At 59.9% G+C, this 16,775-nt stretch carries 16 protein-coding genes; 12 read left to right on the plus strand and 4 right to left on the minus strand.

Features of this window, described 5'->3' with window-relative positions:
• The first annotated feature begins 188 nt into the window (after positions 1–188).
• The gene (locus WGT02_RS35115) at positions 189–1,976 is read left to right on the plus strand and encodes an APC family permease (RefSeq protein ID WP_024315628.1); all 1,788 of its coding nucleotides are present in this window, start codon (positions 189–191) and stop codon (positions 1,974–1,976) included.
• Between the two features lie 643 nt (positions 1,977–2,619).
• Here WGT02_RS35115 and WGT02_RS35120 read toward each other — a convergent pair.
• Positions 2,620–2,802 (minus strand): hypothetical protein, encoded by a 183-nt coding sequence (locus WGT02_RS35120; RefSeq protein WP_024315626.1) that lies wholly within the window; start codon positions 2,800–2,802, stop codon positions 2,620–2,622.
• A gap of 273 nt (positions 2,803–3,075) precedes the next feature.
• On the opposite strand from WGT02_RS35120, the gene WGT02_RS35125 reads away from it, so the two are divergent.
• A complete protein-coding gene (locus tag WGT02_RS35125) occupies positions 3,076–3,873 on the plus strand; it encodes a creatininase family protein (RefSeq protein WP_024315625.1) in 798 nt (265 codons plus the stop codon).
• Positions 3,874–3,876: 3 nt separating this feature from the next.
• Here WGT02_RS35125 and WGT02_RS35130 read toward each other — a convergent pair whose 3' ends face one another.
• Positions 3,877–4,827, minus strand: coding sequence for a LysR family transcriptional regulator (locus WGT02_RS35130; protein ID WP_024315624.1), 951 nt, complete (start codon positions 4,825–4,827; stop codon positions 3,877–3,879).
• Positions 4,828–5,012: 185 nt separating this feature from the next.
• Here WGT02_RS35130 and WGT02_RS35135 point away from each other — a divergent pair, with 185 nt between their 5' ends.
• From WGT02_RS35135 to WGT02_RS35160, 6 genes are all read left to right on the plus strand, one after another.
• Positions 5,013–6,029: an ABC transporter substrate-binding protein gene (locus WGT02_RS35135; protein WP_024315623.1), complete on the plus strand. Its 1,017-nt coding sequence runs from the start codon at positions 5,013–5,015 to the stop codon at positions 6,027–6,029.
• A gap of 63 nt (positions 6,030–6,092) precedes the next feature.
• The gene (locus WGT02_RS35140) at positions 6,093–6,920 is read left to right on the plus strand and encodes an ABC transporter ATP-binding protein (protein ID WP_024315622.1); all 828 of its coding nucleotides are present in this window, start codon (positions 6,093–6,095) and stop codon (positions 6,918–6,920) included.
• On the plus strand, positions 6,917–7,762 hold the full coding sequence (locus tag WGT02_RS35145; RefSeq protein ID WP_024315621.1) for an ABC transporter permease: 846 nt from the start codon (positions 6,917–6,919) through the stop codon (positions 7,760–7,762). Before WGT02_RS35140 ends, WGT02_RS35145 begins: the two co-directional genes overlap by 4 nt.
• Entirely contained in the window at positions 7,762–9,075 is a 1,314-nt protein-coding gene (locus tag WGT02_RS35150) for a cytosine deaminase (RefSeq protein ID WP_024315620.1), read from the plus strand. Before WGT02_RS35145 ends, WGT02_RS35150 begins: the two co-directional genes overlap by 1 nt.
• 1 nt (position 9,076) lies before the next feature.
• Complete coding sequence (locus WGT02_RS35155) at positions 9,077–10,486, plus strand: FAD-binding oxidoreductase (protein WP_024315619.1); 1,410 nt, start codon at positions 9,077–9,079, stop codon at positions 10,484–10,486.
• The gene (locus WGT02_RS35160; RefSeq protein ID WP_024315618.1) at positions 10,483–11,064 is read left to right on the plus strand and encodes an NAD(P)H-dependent oxidoreductase; all 582 of its coding nucleotides are present in this window, start codon (positions 10,483–10,485) and stop codon (positions 11,062–11,064) included. Before WGT02_RS35155 ends, WGT02_RS35160 begins: the two co-directional genes overlap by 4 nt.
• 51 nt (positions 11,065–11,115) lie before the next feature.
• Here WGT02_RS35160 and WGT02_RS35165 read toward each other — a convergent pair whose 3' ends face one another.
• Complete coding sequence (locus tag WGT02_RS35165; RefSeq protein ID WP_024315617.1) at positions 11,116–11,505, minus strand: RidA family protein; 390 nt, start codon at positions 11,503–11,505, stop codon at positions 11,116–11,118.
• A 48-nt stretch (positions 11,506–11,553) separates the two neighbouring features.
• Positions 11,554–12,246: a GntR family transcriptional regulator gene (locus tag WGT02_RS35170; protein ID WP_082321301.1), complete on the minus strand. Its 693-nt coding sequence runs from the start codon at positions 12,244–12,246 to the stop codon at positions 11,554–11,556.
• Positions 12,247–12,547: 301 nt separating this feature from the next.
• Between WGT02_RS35170 and WGT02_RS35175 the strand changes: the two genes are divergently transcribed.
• From WGT02_RS35175 to WGT02_RS35190, 4 genes are read left to right on the plus strand one after another with little or no spacing between them, the layout of a single operon-like run.
• Entirely contained in the window at positions 12,548–13,672 is a 1,125-nt protein-coding gene (locus tag WGT02_RS35175; RefSeq protein ID WP_024315615.1) for a BMP family ABC transporter substrate-binding protein, read from the plus strand.
• A gap of 18 nt (positions 13,673–13,690) precedes the next feature.
• On the plus strand, positions 13,691–14,821 hold the full coding sequence (locus WGT02_RS35180) for an ABC transporter permease (RefSeq protein ID WP_024315614.1): 1,131 nt from the start codon (positions 13,691–13,693) through the stop codon (positions 14,819–14,821).
• Positions 14,821–15,747: an ABC transporter permease gene (locus tag WGT02_RS35185; protein WP_024315613.1), complete on the plus strand. Its 927-nt coding sequence runs from the start codon at positions 14,821–14,823 to the stop codon at positions 15,745–15,747. The genes WGT02_RS35180 and WGT02_RS35185 overlap by 1 nt, the downstream gene beginning before the upstream one ends.
• Before the next feature lie 10 nt (positions 15,748–15,757).
• Complete coding sequence (locus tag WGT02_RS35190; protein ID WP_208245365.1) at positions 15,758–16,774, plus strand: formamidase; 1,017 nt, start codon at positions 15,758–15,760, stop codon at positions 16,772–16,774.
• Position 16,775 lies beyond the last annotated feature (1 nt).

A 16,775-nucleotide genomic window follows, 5' to 3' on the forward strand; every position in this document is an offset into this window, starting at 1 on the left:
GAGAGACTTGACCGAGAAGAAAAAAAATTCACTATGAGAATAAGTTGCGGTCGCGAAATTGCAAACGGGAACAGGTGGTGACACGGCGTAAACGCAGGCGCCATCCAGCGAAGAGACCGCAGCGAGAACCATTCCTAAAGGGACGCGCGGAAACGCGCTCAAGACAAAACTGGTCGAGGAGACTGTTTATGGCATCTATCGTTGAGGCCGAGGGATCGGCTGCTGCCCCAGGCACCGGGTTGATACGCGCGCTGGACTGGAAAGGGGCATTTTGGGTCGCTGCCGGCGTACCGCCGCTGGTGCTGTTTTCCATCGGCGGCATTGCCGGCACGACGGGCAAGCTCGCCTTCGTGGTCTGGATCATTTCCATGGTGATGGGCTTCCTGCAATCCTTCACCTACGCCGAAATCGCCGGCATGTTCGGCAATAAATCGGGTGGCGCCTCGATCTATGGCGCCACTGCCTGGCTGCGCTATTCGAAATTCATCGCGCCGCTATCTGTGTGGTGCAACTGGTTCGCCTGGTCGCCGGTGCTGTCGCTCGGCTGCGCCATCGCGGCGGGTTATATCCTCAACGCCCTGTTCCCCATTCCCGGCGCCGACTCTCCGGCCGTCATGGAATGGATCAATGCCAACATGGCAACGCTGACGGCCGACAGCCCGCGTGTCGCCGAATGGATCGCGGCCAATGCCGGCAAGACCCAGGCCGAAGCCATTTCGGCCTTGCTATCAGCCGATGGCGTCGCTGCGCTGACGCCTGCGATCCGCAGATGGTCACTTGCGAGCTTCGACATTCCGTTCCTCGCCAACGCCAATCTCAACGCCACCTTCGTCATCGGCGGCATTCTGATGCTGATCATCTTCGCGATCCAGCACCGCGGCATTCAGGGAACGGCGAGCGTCCAGAAATGGCTCGCCATCATTGTTCTTCTGCCGCTCCTGATCATCGGCCTCTATCCGATCTTCTCCGGCCAGATCGACAGCGCCAACGTCACCAGCCTTGTTCCGCCCACGGCCGGCTATTCCGGTATCGACGGCGTGTGGAGCAATGGCGGCTGGACGCTGTTCCTCGGCGGCCTCTATATCGCCGCCTGGTCGACCTACGGCTTCGAAACAGCCGTCTGCTACACCCGCGAACTGAAGAACCCGAAAACCGACACGTTCAAGGCAATCTTCTATTCCGGCCTTCTCTGCTGCCTGTTCTTCTTCCTCATTCCCTTCACCTTCCAAGGCGTTCTCGGCCATGCGGGCATGCTCGCCCCCGGTATCGTCGACGGCACGGGTGTCGCGGAAGCTCTGGCAAGCCTCGTCCATGGCGGCAAGATCGTCACGCAGATCCTCGTCATCTTGATGATCATGGCGCTCTTCCTCGCCATCATGACCGCAATGGCCGGCTCGTCGCGCACCCTTTACCAAGGTGCAAAGGATGGCTGGCTGCCGAAGTACCTCGATCACGTCAATGAACACGGCGCGCCAACCCGCGCCATGTGGACCGACTTCGCCTTCAACCTCATCCTGCTTGCCATCGCCTCCGACGTGGCCGGATACTTCTTCGTGCTGGCCGTCTCCAATGTCGGCTACATCATCTTCAACTTCCTCAACCTCAACGCCGGCTGGATCCATCGCATGGATTCCGGCCATATCGCGCGCCCCTGGAAAGCACCGACCTGGCTGATTGGCCTCAACACCGTTCTCGCCTTCGTCAACGCGCTGTTCCTCGGCGCGGGCGCCAAGGTTTGGGGCTATTCCAACGCGCTCTGGGTCGGCTTCATCTTCGCCGCCCTCATCCTGCCGGTCTTTGCCTATCGTCATTACGTTCGCGACGGCGGACGATTCCCGGCGGGCGCCATGGAAGACCTTGGCCTCGTCGGTCAGGATTTGGGCGTCAAGAAAGCCGGCGTCCTGCCCTATGTAGCGCTTGCAGCCGGCCTTGCCGTCGTTCTCGCCGCAAACGCCTACTTCCAGCTCCCGGCCTGACCGGATAACTGCCAAATAAGATAGGGCCGCGCATCGCAAGATTGCGCGGCGCCGTCTGCCGTTCTGGTGGCACGGTTCATTACTCTATCCCGCAAAACTGGAGCGTTTTTGATTGGAGTTTTCCAAGTCAAATTCCCCGCTGGGAACAGGAGCGGAAGCTCGTCCTCGGCGCCACGCCCGTCATCCGAAGCAGCCCGTGTGCCGGTATATGATGTGCCGCATCCGTAGCAGCAGGAAATCCGAACGAACGCATCCTTGAGGCCTATCCCGGCCTTGATGCCGAAAAGATCAGGCTCGCCGCAGTCTATGGGGAGACAAATCCCCTACGTGGTCGCCCTCGCACGACCGGGAGCCTCCATCGTCACCGATCGGATCGCCGCGTTCCGCGCCTCAGGAAGGCGGGATGAAGTTTCTGATCGACGAATGCCTCAGCCAGAACGTGCCAAGCTCGCGCTGGCCGAAGGCATGGCGAGACCAGCCACGTCGTATGGCTGAAACTCGCCGGCCTGAAGGATTGGGAACTGAGGCCGATCATCCTCGACGGCGATTGGACCTTCGTCACCAAGAACTCGGTTGATTTCCGGGGGGCGAAAGACAAGCCCGGAACGAAGGGGCAATAGCCGATGTCGCCATCCATGCCGGGTTATCTGCCTGAACGGCCCACCTGGCATGGGGTCTCGAGCTTCAGGTCGAGTTGTTCGAGCAGGTGCTGCTCGAACTCGATGACAACCATGACCTTGTAAATCAGGTTCTTGAGGTGACCGCCGAAGACGACGAAACACTCCCATCCTGCGTTACCCGCTGCCCAAAGAATAATCAGAAACACCTCAGCTTCGTGTTCAGTATACAGAGTTCAAAAGCGTATTCATCCTCTCCATGAAACTCGATGGCAGAGAACCAGCCGCAGCTCGCCTTGAAAGGGTTCGAACCGACGGCCCAGGATGAGTGCGACAGGCATGACAGAGATTTGTCGGACAGTTTAGCTCCTGCCCTCTGCTATATCGCAAAAAGGCAGCGGCACGCACGCAAATTGATGCTTTTCGCATACCGCATAATTCCATAGTCAGTGAGGGAAACTCAAGCAAGGGAACACACGGCGATGGCGACGCCATTCTATTGGAACGAGCTCAACACCTATGACTTTGCCGGGCTCTCGGCCGATACAACCATTGCCATTCTTCCAATCGCCTCGACCGAACAACACGGGCCGCATCTTCCGATCGCAACCGATGTGGCGATCGCAAACGGCATGCTTGCGGAGCTTCGCCGCCAGCGGCGTGATGATCTCGATATACTGGTGTTACCGACACAGGAAATCGGCAAGGCCAACGAGCATATCTATGGACCGGGAACGCTCTCGCTTTCTGCCGAATTGTTGATTCCCATTTGGACAGCACTCGGCGCCAAAGTTGCCGACGCCGGGGTCCGCAAAATGGTGATCGTCAATTCGCACGGCGGCAATGTCGACATCATGAGCATCGTCGCGCGAGAGCTGCGCGTACGCTACCAGATGGCGGTCGTCTCGACCCAATGGGGCCGTTTCGGAACTCCAGACGGCATGATCAGCGACCACGAATCCAGATATGGCATCCACGGGGGTGAGGTCGAAACGTCCTTGATGCTGCATTTCAGGCCGGATCTCGTCCGCATGGACAAGGCACAGAACTTCGCATCCAAGGCTGAATGGATGCGCGAGCAGTCGAAATACATTCAGCCGCTGCCGCCGCACTCGCTGGCTTGGATCGCACATGATCTCAATCCCAACGGTGTCGTGGGCGACGCATCGCGCGGCACGCTGGAGAAAGGGGAAGCGATCTGCCGCCATCAGGTGCGGGGTTTCATAGAACTTCTGTACGACCTGAAGCGCTATTCGCTCACCAATCTCTATTCACGCTAGATCTCAGGTCGCAGACGGCCTATCCGGAGCAATGTGCCCCTTGGCCTGCAACTCCTGAACCAGCCCGGCAAGCTCGGCCAGCAGATATTCGACAAACAGGCTGGTTGCCGAATCGAGTGGCGCGCGGGCGCGGGCGAAGAGCTTCATCGGCTGGTGCCTGCCATGAGGCTCGGCAATTGGCCGAAAGACAAGTTCGCCGGCGCGGCACTCGGTGATGACGTCGAGCGGATTGAGCAAGGTCAGCCCTGCCCCGCATTTTACGAGCTTCTTCAACATCTCAGACGCATTGCTTTCGAGAACCGGTTCTACCGAAACATCGAGCCGCGCGAGCGCCAGGTTGATGACGTCACGAAGGCTGGTGCCAGGCTGCGCTAACACCAATCGTTCCTGCACGATGTCGCCCAGGCTGATCGGACCGTGCCCTACGAGGCGATGTCCGGACGGCAGCACGACGCCGATCGGGATATCGAAGTTGCCGAGCGTACGAATTCCTGGTGTCGCCGGAATGTTGAAGCCGAGGCCGATATCGACGTCGCCCGAGAGCACCGGATTGACCGTCGTCGTGCCCGCATCGTTCCTGATCTGGAAAAAGACGCGCGGATGCTCCGACTGGAACCGTGCGATGATTTCCGCGAGCGGTCCTGACGCGAGGCCGACGGTCGTCACCAATCTCACCTTGCCAGCCTGCTGCATCTTCAGACTCCTGATCCGGCCCTCCAGCCGATCGTAGTTCTTCAGAACCTCCCGAATATGCTCGATGCAGAGCTCGCCGGCCGCCGTTAGGCGCAGGCCCCGCGGTAAGCGTTCAAAGAGCGGCGCCCCGATTTCCGCCTCGAGTGCCAGAATTTGCCGGTTGATCGCAGATGACGCAACGTTCAAGCGCGCCGCGGCCTTGCGGATAGAACCACTGCGGGCGATCTCGTTGATGTAAAGCAGCTTCCTGGAATGCAGCATCCGACCCCTCGTTGCATCATTTTTGAGCGCTATGCACAAATTAGGCACGGGCTCGCGGTGGGATGCCAAAAAGGCATCGTTGCGCACGAATTTTGATGCTTTTCAAACAGCAACGCAATCGCTCAAATGAAGAAAATTCGGCGCCGAAGGGCGCACCGAACGGGCTACAAAGGGGAACGCCGATCATGTCCAACGCATTGAAGAACTTGGCATCTGCCGCCGCTTTGGGACTGGGATGCACTGTTGCGCTCGCAGCTCCCGGTTACGCGCTCGACAAGGTCAGCTACGGTACCAATTGGCTCGCGCAAGCCGAGCATGGCGGCTTCTATCAGGCAGTCGCCGACGGCACCTACACAAAGCACGGACTTGACGTGACCATCGTGCAGGGCGGCCCGAACGCGGCAAACAGCGCATTGCTGATCTCCGGCAAGATCGACTTCTATATGGGCGGCCCGCAGGGCGAACTGTCGGCGGTCGAGCAGGGTATTCCTCTCGTGGACGTCGCGGCGATCTTCCAGAAGGACCCGCAGGTTCTGATCGCCCACCCCGACGCTGGCGTCGAGACGTTCGAGGACCTTGCCAAGCTGAAGACCCTGTTTCTCGGCAAGGACGGCTATCTGACCTACTTCGAGTGGATGAAGGCGAACTACAAGGGCTTCAAGGACGAGCAATACAAGCCATACAACTTCAACCCCGGCCCGTTCCTCGCCGACAAGGAGTCCGGGCAGCAGGGCTACCTCACCTCCGAACCCTATGAGATCCAGAAGCAGACCGGCTGGGAGCCGAAAGTGTTTCTGCTCGCCGACAACGGCTACTCCCCCTACTCGACGATGATCACCACGACGCAGTCGATGATCGATACTAAGTCGGACGTTGTGCAGCGTTTTATCGATGCTTCGATCGAGGGCTGGTACAACTATCTCTATGGCGACAACACCAAGGCCAACGCGCTGATCAAGAAAGACAATCCGGAGATGACCGATGGCCAGATCGCCTATTCGATCGCCAAGATGAAGGAATACGGAATCGTCGAATCCGGTGAAGCCCTCGACAAGGGGATCGGCTGTATCACCGACGAACACTACAAGAAGTTCTTCGCCGAGATGGTTGGCATCAAGGTTCTCAAGGCCGACACGGACTATACCAAGGCCTACACCACGAAATACGTCTGCAAGGGCGTCGGCATGGCCTTGAAAAAGTGAGGCACGCCAAATTGGGTTGCCGCTCCTGGCGGTAAACCGGCCCACGATGAAAAGAGACAGGCGATGCCTCTAGCCTCAGTTCAGATCCCGCCAAATCAGGTCGCGCGCAAGAGACCGCTCGTTTCGATGCAATCGGTCTCGAAGGTCTTCTCCAGCGGCACGGTCGCCTTGTCGGGCATGTCATTGACGGTCGAAAGCGGCGAATTCATCAGCCTGCTCGGACCTTCCGGGTGCGGCAAATCGACGGCACTGCGCATTATTGCCGGCCTCGGCGATATTTCTTCCGGGACGATCGACTGGCCAAGTTCCCGCATCAACTCGAGGGGTCTGCCGGAAGGCGATATCGGCTTCGTCTTTCAGGAGCCGACACTAATGCCGTGGAAGAATGTCTTCGGCAATGTTCATCTTCCGCTGAAGCTCCGCGGCATCTCGAAGGCTGCGGCGCGCGAGGAGATCATGAGGGCGTTGACGACTGTCGGCCTGCAGGACTTTGCCGAAGCCTATCCGCGCGAGCTCTCCGGCGGCATGAGGATGCGTGTATCCATTGCGCGCGCGTTGGTCACCAAACCGAAGCTGTTGCTGATGGACGAGCCGTTTGCGGCCCTCGACGAGATCACCCGCCAGAAACTGAATGACGACGTCCTGCGTCTCTGGAAGGCGACAGGCATTACGGTGATTTTCGTCACTCACTCGGTGTTCGAGTCGGCCTATCTCTCGAACCGTATCGTCGTCATGAAGGCTCGGCCGGGACGAGTCCATGCCGACCTGCCGCTTGTCACCAGCCTTGAGCGGGACGCCTTTTACCGCACGTCCGAAGAATATCGCCAGGCTTGCGAGACCGTATCGCGCTCGCTGATCGGCGCCATCAATGCCGCAAAGGAGTGTATATGAGCACGGATATTGCCGATGCGCCGGCGGCATCGTTGTCAAATCCGATGACGGCAAAGCGGCGCGACCTTGCGCTGCGGATTGCGGTGCCATTCGCTACCGTTGCAGCCCTGGTTGTCGTTTGGGGGCTGTACGTCAAGCTTTCCGGCGTCGCGCCCTATATTCTGCCCGGCCCCGGCGCAGTGGCCTCCGCCTTCGTCAGCGACTGGGGAACGCTGGCGCCCGCGCTCTGGGTGACAACCAAAATCACCTTAATGTCGCTGCTACTGGCGCTTGTCGGTGGGGTCGGCTTTGCCATCTTCCTTGTGCAGTCGCGGTGGATCGAGATCGCCTTTTATCCGCTGGCGGTCATCCTGCAGGTCACGCCCATTGTCGCGATCTCGCCGTTGATCCTTATCTATGCACCGTCGACACAGGTGGCGCTGCTCATCTGCGCCTTTCTTGTCGCGTTCTTCCCGATCCTCTCCAACATGGTGCAGGGCTTGAAGAGCGTCGATCACAATCTGATCAACCTCTTCGAACTCTATGGTGCCTCGCGCTGGCAGACGCTGCTGTATCTCAAGCTGCCGGCGGCGCAGCCCTATTTCATGACCGGCTTGCGCATCGGTGGGGGCCTGGCGCTAATTGCCGCCGTCGTTGCCGAGTTTGCTGCGGGTTCGGCAGGTGCGGGCTCCGGCCTGGCCTTCCGACTTCTGGAAGCGCAGTACCGCATGAACATCCCTCGCCTCTTCGCCGCCCTGCTGATGCTCTCGCTGCTCGGGGTAGCGATCTTCGCGATCACCTCTTTCATCTCCTGGCTCAGCCTGCATCGCTGGCATGAGAGCAGCCTCAAGCGGGAAAACTGATGACGTACTCCTTCATGTCGCCTCCGAACGCCGGTCGCTTCGTGCTGAGCAATGCGACGCTGCCCGTCGTTGCCGTCGAAGGTTTCAATGCGCCGGCAAAGGAAGGCCTTGTGCGTGCTGATATCGTCATCGAAGACGGTCTTTTTTCCGCGGTCCTGCCCGCCGGCAGTGCCCCGCAGGAATTGGCGAAATCCGACCTGCGCGAAGGGATGGTCTGGCCATGCTTTGCCGATGTCCACACGCACCTCGACAAGGGACATATCTGGGGACGCAGCAGCAATCCGGACGGTACTTTCATGGGTGCCCTGCAGGCGGTCGGCGCCGATCGCGAAGCGCATTGGTCGGCCGATGATGTGCGCAAGCGCATGGAGTTCTCCCTGCGGTCGGCCTATGCGCACGGGACGAGCCTGATCCGCACGCATCTCGACGCGGCTTCCCCCCAACATCGCATTTCCTTCGATGTCTTTTCCGAGGTGAGGCAAACCTGGAGGGACAAGATCGCGCTGCAGGCCGTCGCCCTCTTCCCGATGGACGACATGGTGGATGAGGCGTATTTCGCCGATCTCGTCGCCGTCGTGCGCAATGCGGGCGGTCTGATCGGTGGCGTCACCAAGATGGGGCCGAACCTCGCATGGCAGCTCGATACGCTCTTTCATGCGGCGGCGGAGAACGGCCTCGACATCGATCTTCATGTCGACGAGACGGATGACCCCGGCGCGGAGACTTTGAAGGCGATCGCCGAGGCGGTTCTCCGGAACCGTTTTGACGGCGCGGTGACGGCCGGCCACTGCTGCTCGCTTGCCAGACAGGACGATGGAGTAGCCGAGCGCACCGTGGAGCTGGTCGCTAAAGCCGGCATCTCGATCATCTCGCTGCCGATGTGCAATGCCTATCTGCAGGATCGCTATCCCAACCGCACACCGCGCTGGCGCGGCGTGACGCTGTTCAAGGAGCTCGCTGCTGCCGGCATCCCAACAGCAGTCGCATCCGACAATACACGCGATCCATTCTATGCCTATGGCGACCTCGATGCGGTCGAGGTGTTCCGCGAAGCCGTGCGCATTCTTCACCTCGACCATCCGCTCGATACGGCGGCGCGTGTCATAACCACCTCCCCCGCCGACATTGCCGGACGCCACGATCTCAGCCGCATCGGCGCCGGCAGGCCCGCCGATCTCGTCCTCTTCAGTGCGCGTCGCTGGAGCGAATTTCTTTCCCGTCCGCAGTCTGACCGCGTGGTGCTACGCCGCGGCAAGGTGATCGACCGCAGCCTGCCGGACTACCGTGAACTCGATAGCGTCGTTGGAGCCTGACATGCCGGACTACCAGAAGATCAAGAAAGAACTCGAAGGCATTGCGGTCGAGGACAATCCGGCGCTCGTGCGTCAGAAGAGCCGCGACTTCTATTGGTATTCTCCGATCCTGAAGGCGCAGCTCGATGGCGTGACCGCCGATCTCGTTGTGACGCCCAAGAACGAAGCCGAGGTGATCCAAACCCTCAAGATCGCCTTCGCGCATGGCGTTCCTGTGACGCCGCGGGGCGCCGGCACCGGCAATTACGGTCAGGCCATGCCGCTCTCCGGCGGGATCGTGCTCAACCTTGCCGCCATGGATAAGATCAAGGAAATCCATCCTGGTCGGGTGATCTGCGAGCCCGGCATCGTGATCGCCCAAGTCGACAGGCAGACCAAGGCTCATTCAGGCCAGGAGCTTCGCTTCCATCCGTCGACGGCACAAACGGCAACGATCGGTGGCTTCATTGCCGGCGGTTCGGGCGGCGTCGGGTCGATCACCTGGGGAGGACTGCGCGATATCGGCAACATCATCCGGCTGCGTGTCGTCACCATGGAGGCAGAGCCGCGGGTGCTCGATCTCACCGGCTGGGATCTGCAAAAGGTCAGCCACGCCTATGGCACCAACGGCATCATCACCGAAATCGAAATGCCACTTGCACCGGCCTATGACTGGGTGGACGTGCTGGTGGGCTACGACGATTTCATGGCGGCCGCGCGCTATTCAGACGCATTGGCAAAATGCAACGGCATACTCGTCAAGGAGATCGCGCCGATCGCCGCGCCCATTCCGCACGAATACTTTACCCGCCACAAACCCTATATTCGCCAGGGCCAGTCGGTTGTGGTGCTGATGATCGCACCGCACTCGATGGATGCGTTCGCCGCCTTCACCGCAGCCCAGAAGGGCGAGATCATCTTCCGCTCCGACAAGGTCGCGAGCATGAAGGGCATTCCCCACGCCTATGAGCTTGCCTGGAACCATACGACGCTGCGCGCGCTGAAGGTCGACCCAACCTTTACATACTTGCAGGTCCAATATCCCGGACCGGACCATGTGGCGAAGGTCGCCAAGATGGTCGAAATCTTCGGCGACGAAGTGCCCGGCCATCTCGAATTCATCAAGTTCGACGGCCAGATCCAATGCTCGGGTCTCCCGCTGGTGCGCTATACGACCGAGGAGCGGCTGGGGGAGATCATCAAGATCCATCAGGATCATGGCTGCCCGATCTTCAACCCGCATCGCTACACGCTGGAAGAAGGCGGCATGAAGCAGACGGACAAGGTTCAGCTTGCCTTCAAGCATGAGACCGATCCGCAGGGACTGCTCAATCCCGGCAAGATGATCGCCTGGGAGAATCCGAACTTCGACTTCTCGTCGGGTAAGAACTACCTGTTTCCCGGACTTGCCGCGGTGATGGAGGCCACATGAGAGTGCTCGTCCTTCACTCGCATCCGGTGGAGTCGAGCTACGGCAACGCGCTTTACCGGCAAACGTTGGAAAGCTTGAAGACGGCGGGACACGAGGTCGATGAGTGCAATCTCTACGCGGAGAACTTCGATCCCGTGCTCTCCCGCCACGACCGAATGGTCTATCACGACTATCCCCAGAATACGGAGCTGGTGAAGGACTATGTCGATCGGCTGAAGCGAGCGGAGGGCCTGGTGATCGTCACGCCGGTCTGGAACTTCGGCTTCCCGGCAATCTTGAAAGGCTATTTCGACCGCGTCTGGCTACCCGGCGTTTCCTTCGAACTCGTCAACGGCAAGGTGGAATCTCGACTGCGCTATATCCGCAAGCTCGGTGCGGTGCTGACTTACGGCGCGACACCTTTCCGCGCCTTCGTTGCCGGTAATCCGCCGAAAAAGATCGTCAAGCGGGTGCTGCGTGCGCAGATCAATCCGGTGCGACCGGTGACCTTTCTGGCGCATTACGACATGAACAACTGCACCGACCAGACGCGGGCCGCCTTTCTCAGCAAGGTGAAGGCGACAATGGAGCGGTTCTGATACCACAAACCCGCAGGGTCAAACTGCGGCTTAAGCTCCGGCGTTTCCCGATCAAACCACCTTGGCTGCGGTTACCTCAACTTCGACCAGAAACTCCGGCCGTGTAAACCCGCCGACGACAATAAGCGTCGAGACAGGTTTGGGCTCAAGCGTATAGCGATCGCGCACCGCCATATAGGCCGGAAAATCTTCTCTCTTTGTGACATAGCCAGAGATGCGTATGACGTCCGCAAAGGTCATGCCGGCCTCTTCGAGGATCGCATCGATCGCCTTGAAGCAAAGTTCTGCCTGAGCAGTCACATCCTTCGGGATTACATCATCAACGCCGATCCCGAGCTGACCCGATGTGACGAGAAGCGACGCACCTGGGGGCACCAGCAGCCCATGATTGTAGTTCCCGAAGGGCGTGCGGACAGAGGGCGGATTGAATACGCTTTTCATAAAACATCCATGCGAAACAAGGGTTGCAGTCCTGGAAATACTTAGGAATCAATTTCCTTTGGTCGACGCAAAGACGATGCTGGCATCGCTAACGATCGCAACATGGGAATACGCCGCCTGGCCGGCTGCCGCTGCCTCCCCCCGCATGATCGCCGTCACGATGACGTCGTGTTCATCATAGGATCGGGCAAGGCGCCCCGGCAACCTGAACTGCGCGCGACGGAACGGCGCCAATCGTGCACGGGTCTGCGTCACCAGCTCGAATATGTGATCGTTGTGAGCCCCGCGATAGAGGCGCGTATGAAATTCGGTATTGTAAGAGGCATAGTCTTCATCGGCACCCGCATGCACGAGTTTTGCCGATGCCCGGTGCGCGAGCTCTAGAAAACGCCGCTCCTCGACTGTCATGCGTTCGGCCGACAGGCGCGCGCAGATGGCTTCCAGTTCTGACATCGCCTCGAACATGGAGTGGAGATAGCCTTCCGTTACATTTGCAACGACGGCGCTTCGGTTCGGCTCGCGATCAACCAGCCCCATGGCGCCGAGTTCGCGCAGCGCTTCCCGGACCGGTGTCCGGGAAACGTCGAAGCGGGTGGCCAGCGAGAGCTCATCCATTCTTTCACCTGGAGCGAAAACCCCGGTTACGATCATGTCCGCTATGGCGCGCACCATCTGTTCCACGGTGGTGCCCGCCCTCGTTAGTTGCTTGCGCTTAATCTGTGACACGGAAGAGTTCTGCATTTGTCGACTGTATACAGATGCACTTACCGCGAAAAAAAGTCAATTACCCTGTATTTTTAAGATATTAAACGGAGGCGCTGGAAGGGTCGTAGGGCAGCCCGGCTTACGGATTTGGCACTAGAATTAATCACCGGTTATTTTTTGTTCATCAGTTCCATGAAACTGCATACAGTTTGCACAGGTCAAGACATACTTGTAAAGTTTTTCATTTATATTCAGTTACTTATGGCTTGGCATGGCCATTGCATACAGTTTCTTGCAACGTTTTTTCGAACCGGCACTCGCCGCAAGGAGCATTCCGATGACCAAACTCCTTTCCATGAACCGTCGCCATTTCTTGCAAGCATCCGCTGCCGGCGCACTGACCCTGGCGCCCGGCCTGCTGCCGGGCCGTGCCATTGCCCAGAACGCGCTGACGGTCGGCTTCATCTATGTCGGACCCAAGGACGACTACGGCTACAACCAGGCGCATGCCGAAGGTGCGGCCGCCCTGAAGGCGTTGCCTGGCGTGACGATCGTCGAGGAAGAAAATGTGCCGGAGACGGTCGATGTCCAGAAGACCATGGAGTCGATGATTAACCTCGACGGTGCGACGCTGATCTTCCCGACATCATTCGGTTATTTCGACCCGCATATGCTGGCGATGGCCGCAAAGTACCCCGACATTCAGTTCCGCCACTGCGGCGGGCTCTGGCAGGAAGGACAGAACGCTACGAACACGGGTTCCTATTTCGGCTACATTTTCCAGGGCCAGTATCTCAACGGTGTCGCGGCCGGCTACACCTCAAAGAGCAAGAAAATCGGCTTCGTCGCCGCCAAGCCCATTCCGCAGGTGCTGCAGAATATCAATGCCTTCCTACTTGGCGCGCGCTCGGTCGATCCGTCGATCACCTGCCAGGTCATTTTCACCGGCGAATGGTCGCTGGCCGTTAAAGAAGCAGAGGCCACCAACGCGCTGATCGACCAGGGCGCAGATGTAATCACCTGCCACGTCGACAGCCCGAAGGTGGTCGTCGAAACGGCTGCCGGTCGCGGCGCTTTCGTCTGCGGCTACCATGCAAACCAGAGCCCGTTGGCACCTGAAAAGTATTTGACCGGCGCCGAATGGGCGTGGGGCAACGTCTACACCGGTTTCGCCAAGAAGGCGCAGGCTGGCGAAAAGCTCGGCAACTTCGTGCGCGGCGGCCTCAAAGACGGCTTCGTCAAGATGAGCCCGCTCGGGCCTGCCGTGCCGGCGGAAGGCCGTACGAAGTTCGACGCCACGTTCGCCGAGATGATGACCGGCAAGTTCTCCGTCTTCAAGGGGCCGATCAAGGACAACAAGGGCAACGTCGTCGTTGCGGCCGACAAGAGCTATGCCGAAGACGCCATCGAGCTCGAGAGCATGGGCTACCTCGTGGAAGGCATCGTCGGATCCACGGCTTAAGCCTGAGGGAGAAGCGTCATGACAGTCGAGGCGAACACTTCCGCAATATCCATCGCGTCCGAACGATCGTCCGTGCTCAGACCTATCCTCGAGTGGCTGGCACGGCGGGCGGAACCGATTGTCATCAGTTTCGGCGCGATCCTCTTCGGGCTGGTACTCTTCTCCATCTTCATTCTGGTGATCGGCAAATCGCCGGCCACCTTGTTCCGACTGATGTACACGGGCGGCTTCGGCAGCTGGTTCTCGATCGAGAACAGCCTTAGCCGGGCGGCTCCGCTTCTTCTGACAGCATTGTGTGTCGCCTTGCCGGCTCGTTTGGGGCTCGTCATCATTGGCGGCGAGGGTGCCGTGGTGTTGGGTGGCGTTGCTGCTGCGGCCGCCGCGTTACCGTTCGTCGGAACGTTGCCGGCCCTCCTCGTCCTGCTGCTGATGGCTGCGGCAGCCATGATCGTCGGCGGCATTTGGATTGGCCTTGCGGGCTTCCTGCGACACTATCGCGGCGTCAACGAAACGATCTCCTCGCTACTGCTCGCCTATATCGCCATCGCTCTGATGAACCAGTTCGTCGAAGGCCCGCTGCGCGACCCGGCGAGCCTGAACAAACCCTCCACGTCTCCCCTGCCCGCCGAATACATGCTCGGCAAAATACCTGGGATGGACGTGCATTGGGGGCTCGCGATCGGCGTCATCGCCTGCATCGCGTCCTGGGTGTTGATCGAGGTGACGAGCTACGGTTTTGCGGCGCGCATCGCCGGCGGCAACGTTCGCGCCGCACAGATCCAGGGGTTGCCTGTCGGCCGCCTGATCGTCGGTTTCACGGCGATCGCCGGCAGCTTTGCCGGCCTTGCCGGAATGATCGAGGTTGCCGCCGTCCAAGGCAGTGCCAATGCCTCGCTTGCAGCGGGCTATGGCTATACGGGCATCCTCGTCGCCTTCTTGGCGCGGCACAATCCGCTGGCGATTATTCCGGTCGCCATCTTGCTTGGCGGCATCGATGCGTCGGGCGGCCTGATCCAGCGCCGCATGGCATTGCCTGATGCGACCGTACTGGTGCTGCAGGGCACGCTCTTCGTCGTCATCCTCTTCTGCGAGACGTTTTACGGCCGTTTCAAGGTCTTCAATCCCGACCTCTGGAAAAGGAGCGCCTGATGGAAGCGACCGGCATCGGCATCTGGGGCGTACCCATCGCCATCTTCGCGGGCGCGATTCGCGTTTCGACGCCCTTCATCTTTGTCAGCCTTGGCGAGACAATCACCGAGCGATCCGGCCGTATCAATCTTGGGCTGGAAGGGACGCTGGTCTTCGGCGCGATGACCGCCTATGCGATCGCTGTCCTCAGCGGTTCGCCCTGGCTCGGCGTGCTGGCGGCCATGGCGACCGGCGCCATCTTCGGGCTGGGACACGGCTGGATCTGCAAGTGGCCGAAGGTCAACGACATCGCGATCGGCATCGCCATGATGCAGTTTGGACTGGGGTTCGCCTTCTTCCTTGGCAAGCCCTTCATCCAGCCGGCAGCGCCGCATCTGCCGTCGATCCCGTTCGGCGCCTGGTCCAATCTTCCGCAACTTCAGGCGGCCCTGAACATCAACGTGCTTTTCATTCTGGGCGGCATACTTGCGCTCTTTTTGTGGTGGGCGTTCAGGAACACACGTATCGGACTTGTGTTGCGCGTCGTCGGCGACAGCACCGATGCGGCGCGTGCGATGGGGATTAGCCCAGACCGCGTGCGTCTGCTCGCCACAGCCGTCGGCGGATCGCTTGCCGCCGTTGGCGGAGCCTATCTCTCGCTCTATTACCCCGGCTCATGGAACGAAGGCATTTCCTCCGGGCAGGGCCTGATGGCGGTGGCGCTGGTGATCTTCGCGCGCTGGAACCCGATCGGTTGTTTTCTGGCGGCGCTTCTGTTCGGTGGCGCAGGTGCTCTGGGCCCTGCCCTGCAGTCGGTCGGCGTCACACAGGGCTACTACCTGTTCTACGCGGCACCCTACGTGCTGACGCTTGTCATTCTGATCGCCACCTCCTCGCCCACCCGCTCGCTTGCCGGAGCGCCCGGCGCATTGTCGCTCACGAAATGAAGGATCTGCCATGAATGGTCTCGGCGGTCTCAACAAGTCCGAACATGGCGTCGGCATCGGTCTCGTCCAACTGCAGCTTCCGGTTACGGTGACAAACGACGACCTTGCGCGACAGACGCAGGTGATCGTCGATCTGGTCGCCAAGGCGCGGCGCAACCAGGCGGGCTTGGATCTGGTCGTTTTCCCGGAATATGCGCTGCATGGCCTGTCGATGGCTATCAATCCGGAGATCATGTGCTCGCTCGATGGGCCAGAGGTGGCTGCCTTCAAGAAGGCCTGCTGCGACAACCGCATCTGGGGTTGCTTCTCCATCATGGAGTACAATCCTGACGGGATGCCGTACAATTCCGGCATCGTCATCGACGCTGCCGGCGAGTTGAAGCTTTACTATCGCAAGATGCATCCCTGGGTTCCGGTCGAGCCCTGGGAGCCTGGCAATATCGGCATTCCCGTCATCGACGGCCCTCGGGGCGTGAAACTGGCGCTCATCATCTGCCATGACGGTATGTTCCCGGAAATGGCGCGAGAATGCGCCTACAAGGGCGCCGAGATCATGATCCGGACGGCAGGCTATACGGCTCCGATCCGCGAGAGCTGGAAGTTCACCAACCAGTCAAACGCCTTCTGCAATCTCATGGTCACCGCCAGCGTCTGCATGTGTGGTTCGGATGGCACATTCGACTCTATGGGCGAAGGCATGATCTGCAATTTCGACGGCACGATCATCGCCCACGGCAGGTCCGGCCGCCCGAATGAGATCATCACCGCCGAAGTGCGGCCAGACCTGGTGCGAGAGGCACGGCGCAACTGGGGCGTGGAGAACAACATCTACCAGTTCGGCCACCGCGGCTACGCCGCTGTTGCCGGCGGCGCGGGCGATGCCCCTTACACCTACATGCACGACCTCATCGCTGGCCGATACCGGCTGCCCTGGGAGGATGAGGTCACGGTCACCGATGGCACGTCTTGCGGCTTCGACAAGCCGGCAAGGCGCTATGGGGAAACATTCAAGCTTGCAGGGGAATAGG

The organism is Rhizobium sp. T1470 (assembly GCF_042140505.1).
Taxonomy (GTDB): domain Bacteria; phylum Pseudomonadota; class Alphaproteobacteria; order Rhizobiales; family Rhizobiaceae; genus Rhizobium; species Rhizobium favelukesii.

Coding starts and splice junctions, on each gene's coding strand:
- WGT02_RS35170 (WP_082321301.1), bottom strand. CDS start 12,246: ATGCAGAACTCTTCCGTGTCACAGATTAAGCGCAAGCAACTAACGAGG.
- WGT02_RS35180 (WP_024315614.1), top strand. CDS start 13,691: ATGACAGTCGAGGCGAACACTTCCGCAATATCCATCGCGTCCGAACGA.
- WGT02_RS35140 (WP_024315622.1), top strand. CDS start 6,093: ATGCCTCTAGCCTCAGTTCAGATCCCGCCAAATCAGGTCGCGCGCAAG.
- WGT02_RS35130 (WP_024315624.1), bottom strand. CDS start 4,827: ATGCTGCATTCCAGGAAGCTGCTTTACATCAACGAGATCGCCCGCAGT.
- WGT02_RS35135 (WP_024315623.1), top strand. CDS start 5,013: ATGTCCAACGCATTGAAGAACTTGGCATCTGCCGCCGCTTTGGGACTG.
- WGT02_RS35190 (WP_208245365.1), top strand. CDS start 15,758: ATGAATGGTCTCGGCGGTCTCAACAAGTCCGAACATGGCGTCGGCATC.
- WGT02_RS35160 (WP_024315618.1), top strand. CDS start 10,483: ATGAGAGTGCTCGTCCTTCACTCGCATCCGGTGGAGTCGAGCTACGGC.
- WGT02_RS35115 (WP_024315628.1), top strand. CDS start 189: ATGGCATCTATCGTTGAGGCCGAGGGATCGGCTGCTGCCCCAGGCACC.
- WGT02_RS35150 (WP_024315620.1), top strand. CDS start 7,762: ATGACGTACTCCTTCATGTCGCCTCCGAACGCCGGTCGCTTCGTGCTG.
- WGT02_RS35125 (WP_024315625.1), top strand. CDS start 3,076: ATGGCGACGCCATTCTATTGGAACGAGCTCAACACCTATGACTTTGCC.
- WGT02_RS35185 (WP_024315613.1), top strand. CDS start 14,821: ATGGAAGCGACCGGCATCGGCATCTGGGGCGTACCCATCGCCATCTTC.
- WGT02_RS35145 (WP_024315621.1), top strand. CDS start 6,917: ATGAGCACGGATATTGCCGATGCGCCGGCGGCATCGTTGTCAAATCCG.
- WGT02_RS35165 (WP_024315617.1), bottom strand. CDS start 11,505: ATGAAAAGCGTATTCAATCCGCCCTCTGTCCGCACGCCCTTCGGGAAC.
- WGT02_RS35155 (WP_024315619.1), top strand. CDS start 9,077: ATGCCGGACTACCAGAAGATCAAGAAAGAACTCGAAGGCATTGCGGTC.
- WGT02_RS35175 (WP_024315615.1), top strand. CDS start 12,548: ATGACCAAACTCCTTTCCATGAACCGTCGCCATTTCTTGCAAGCATCC.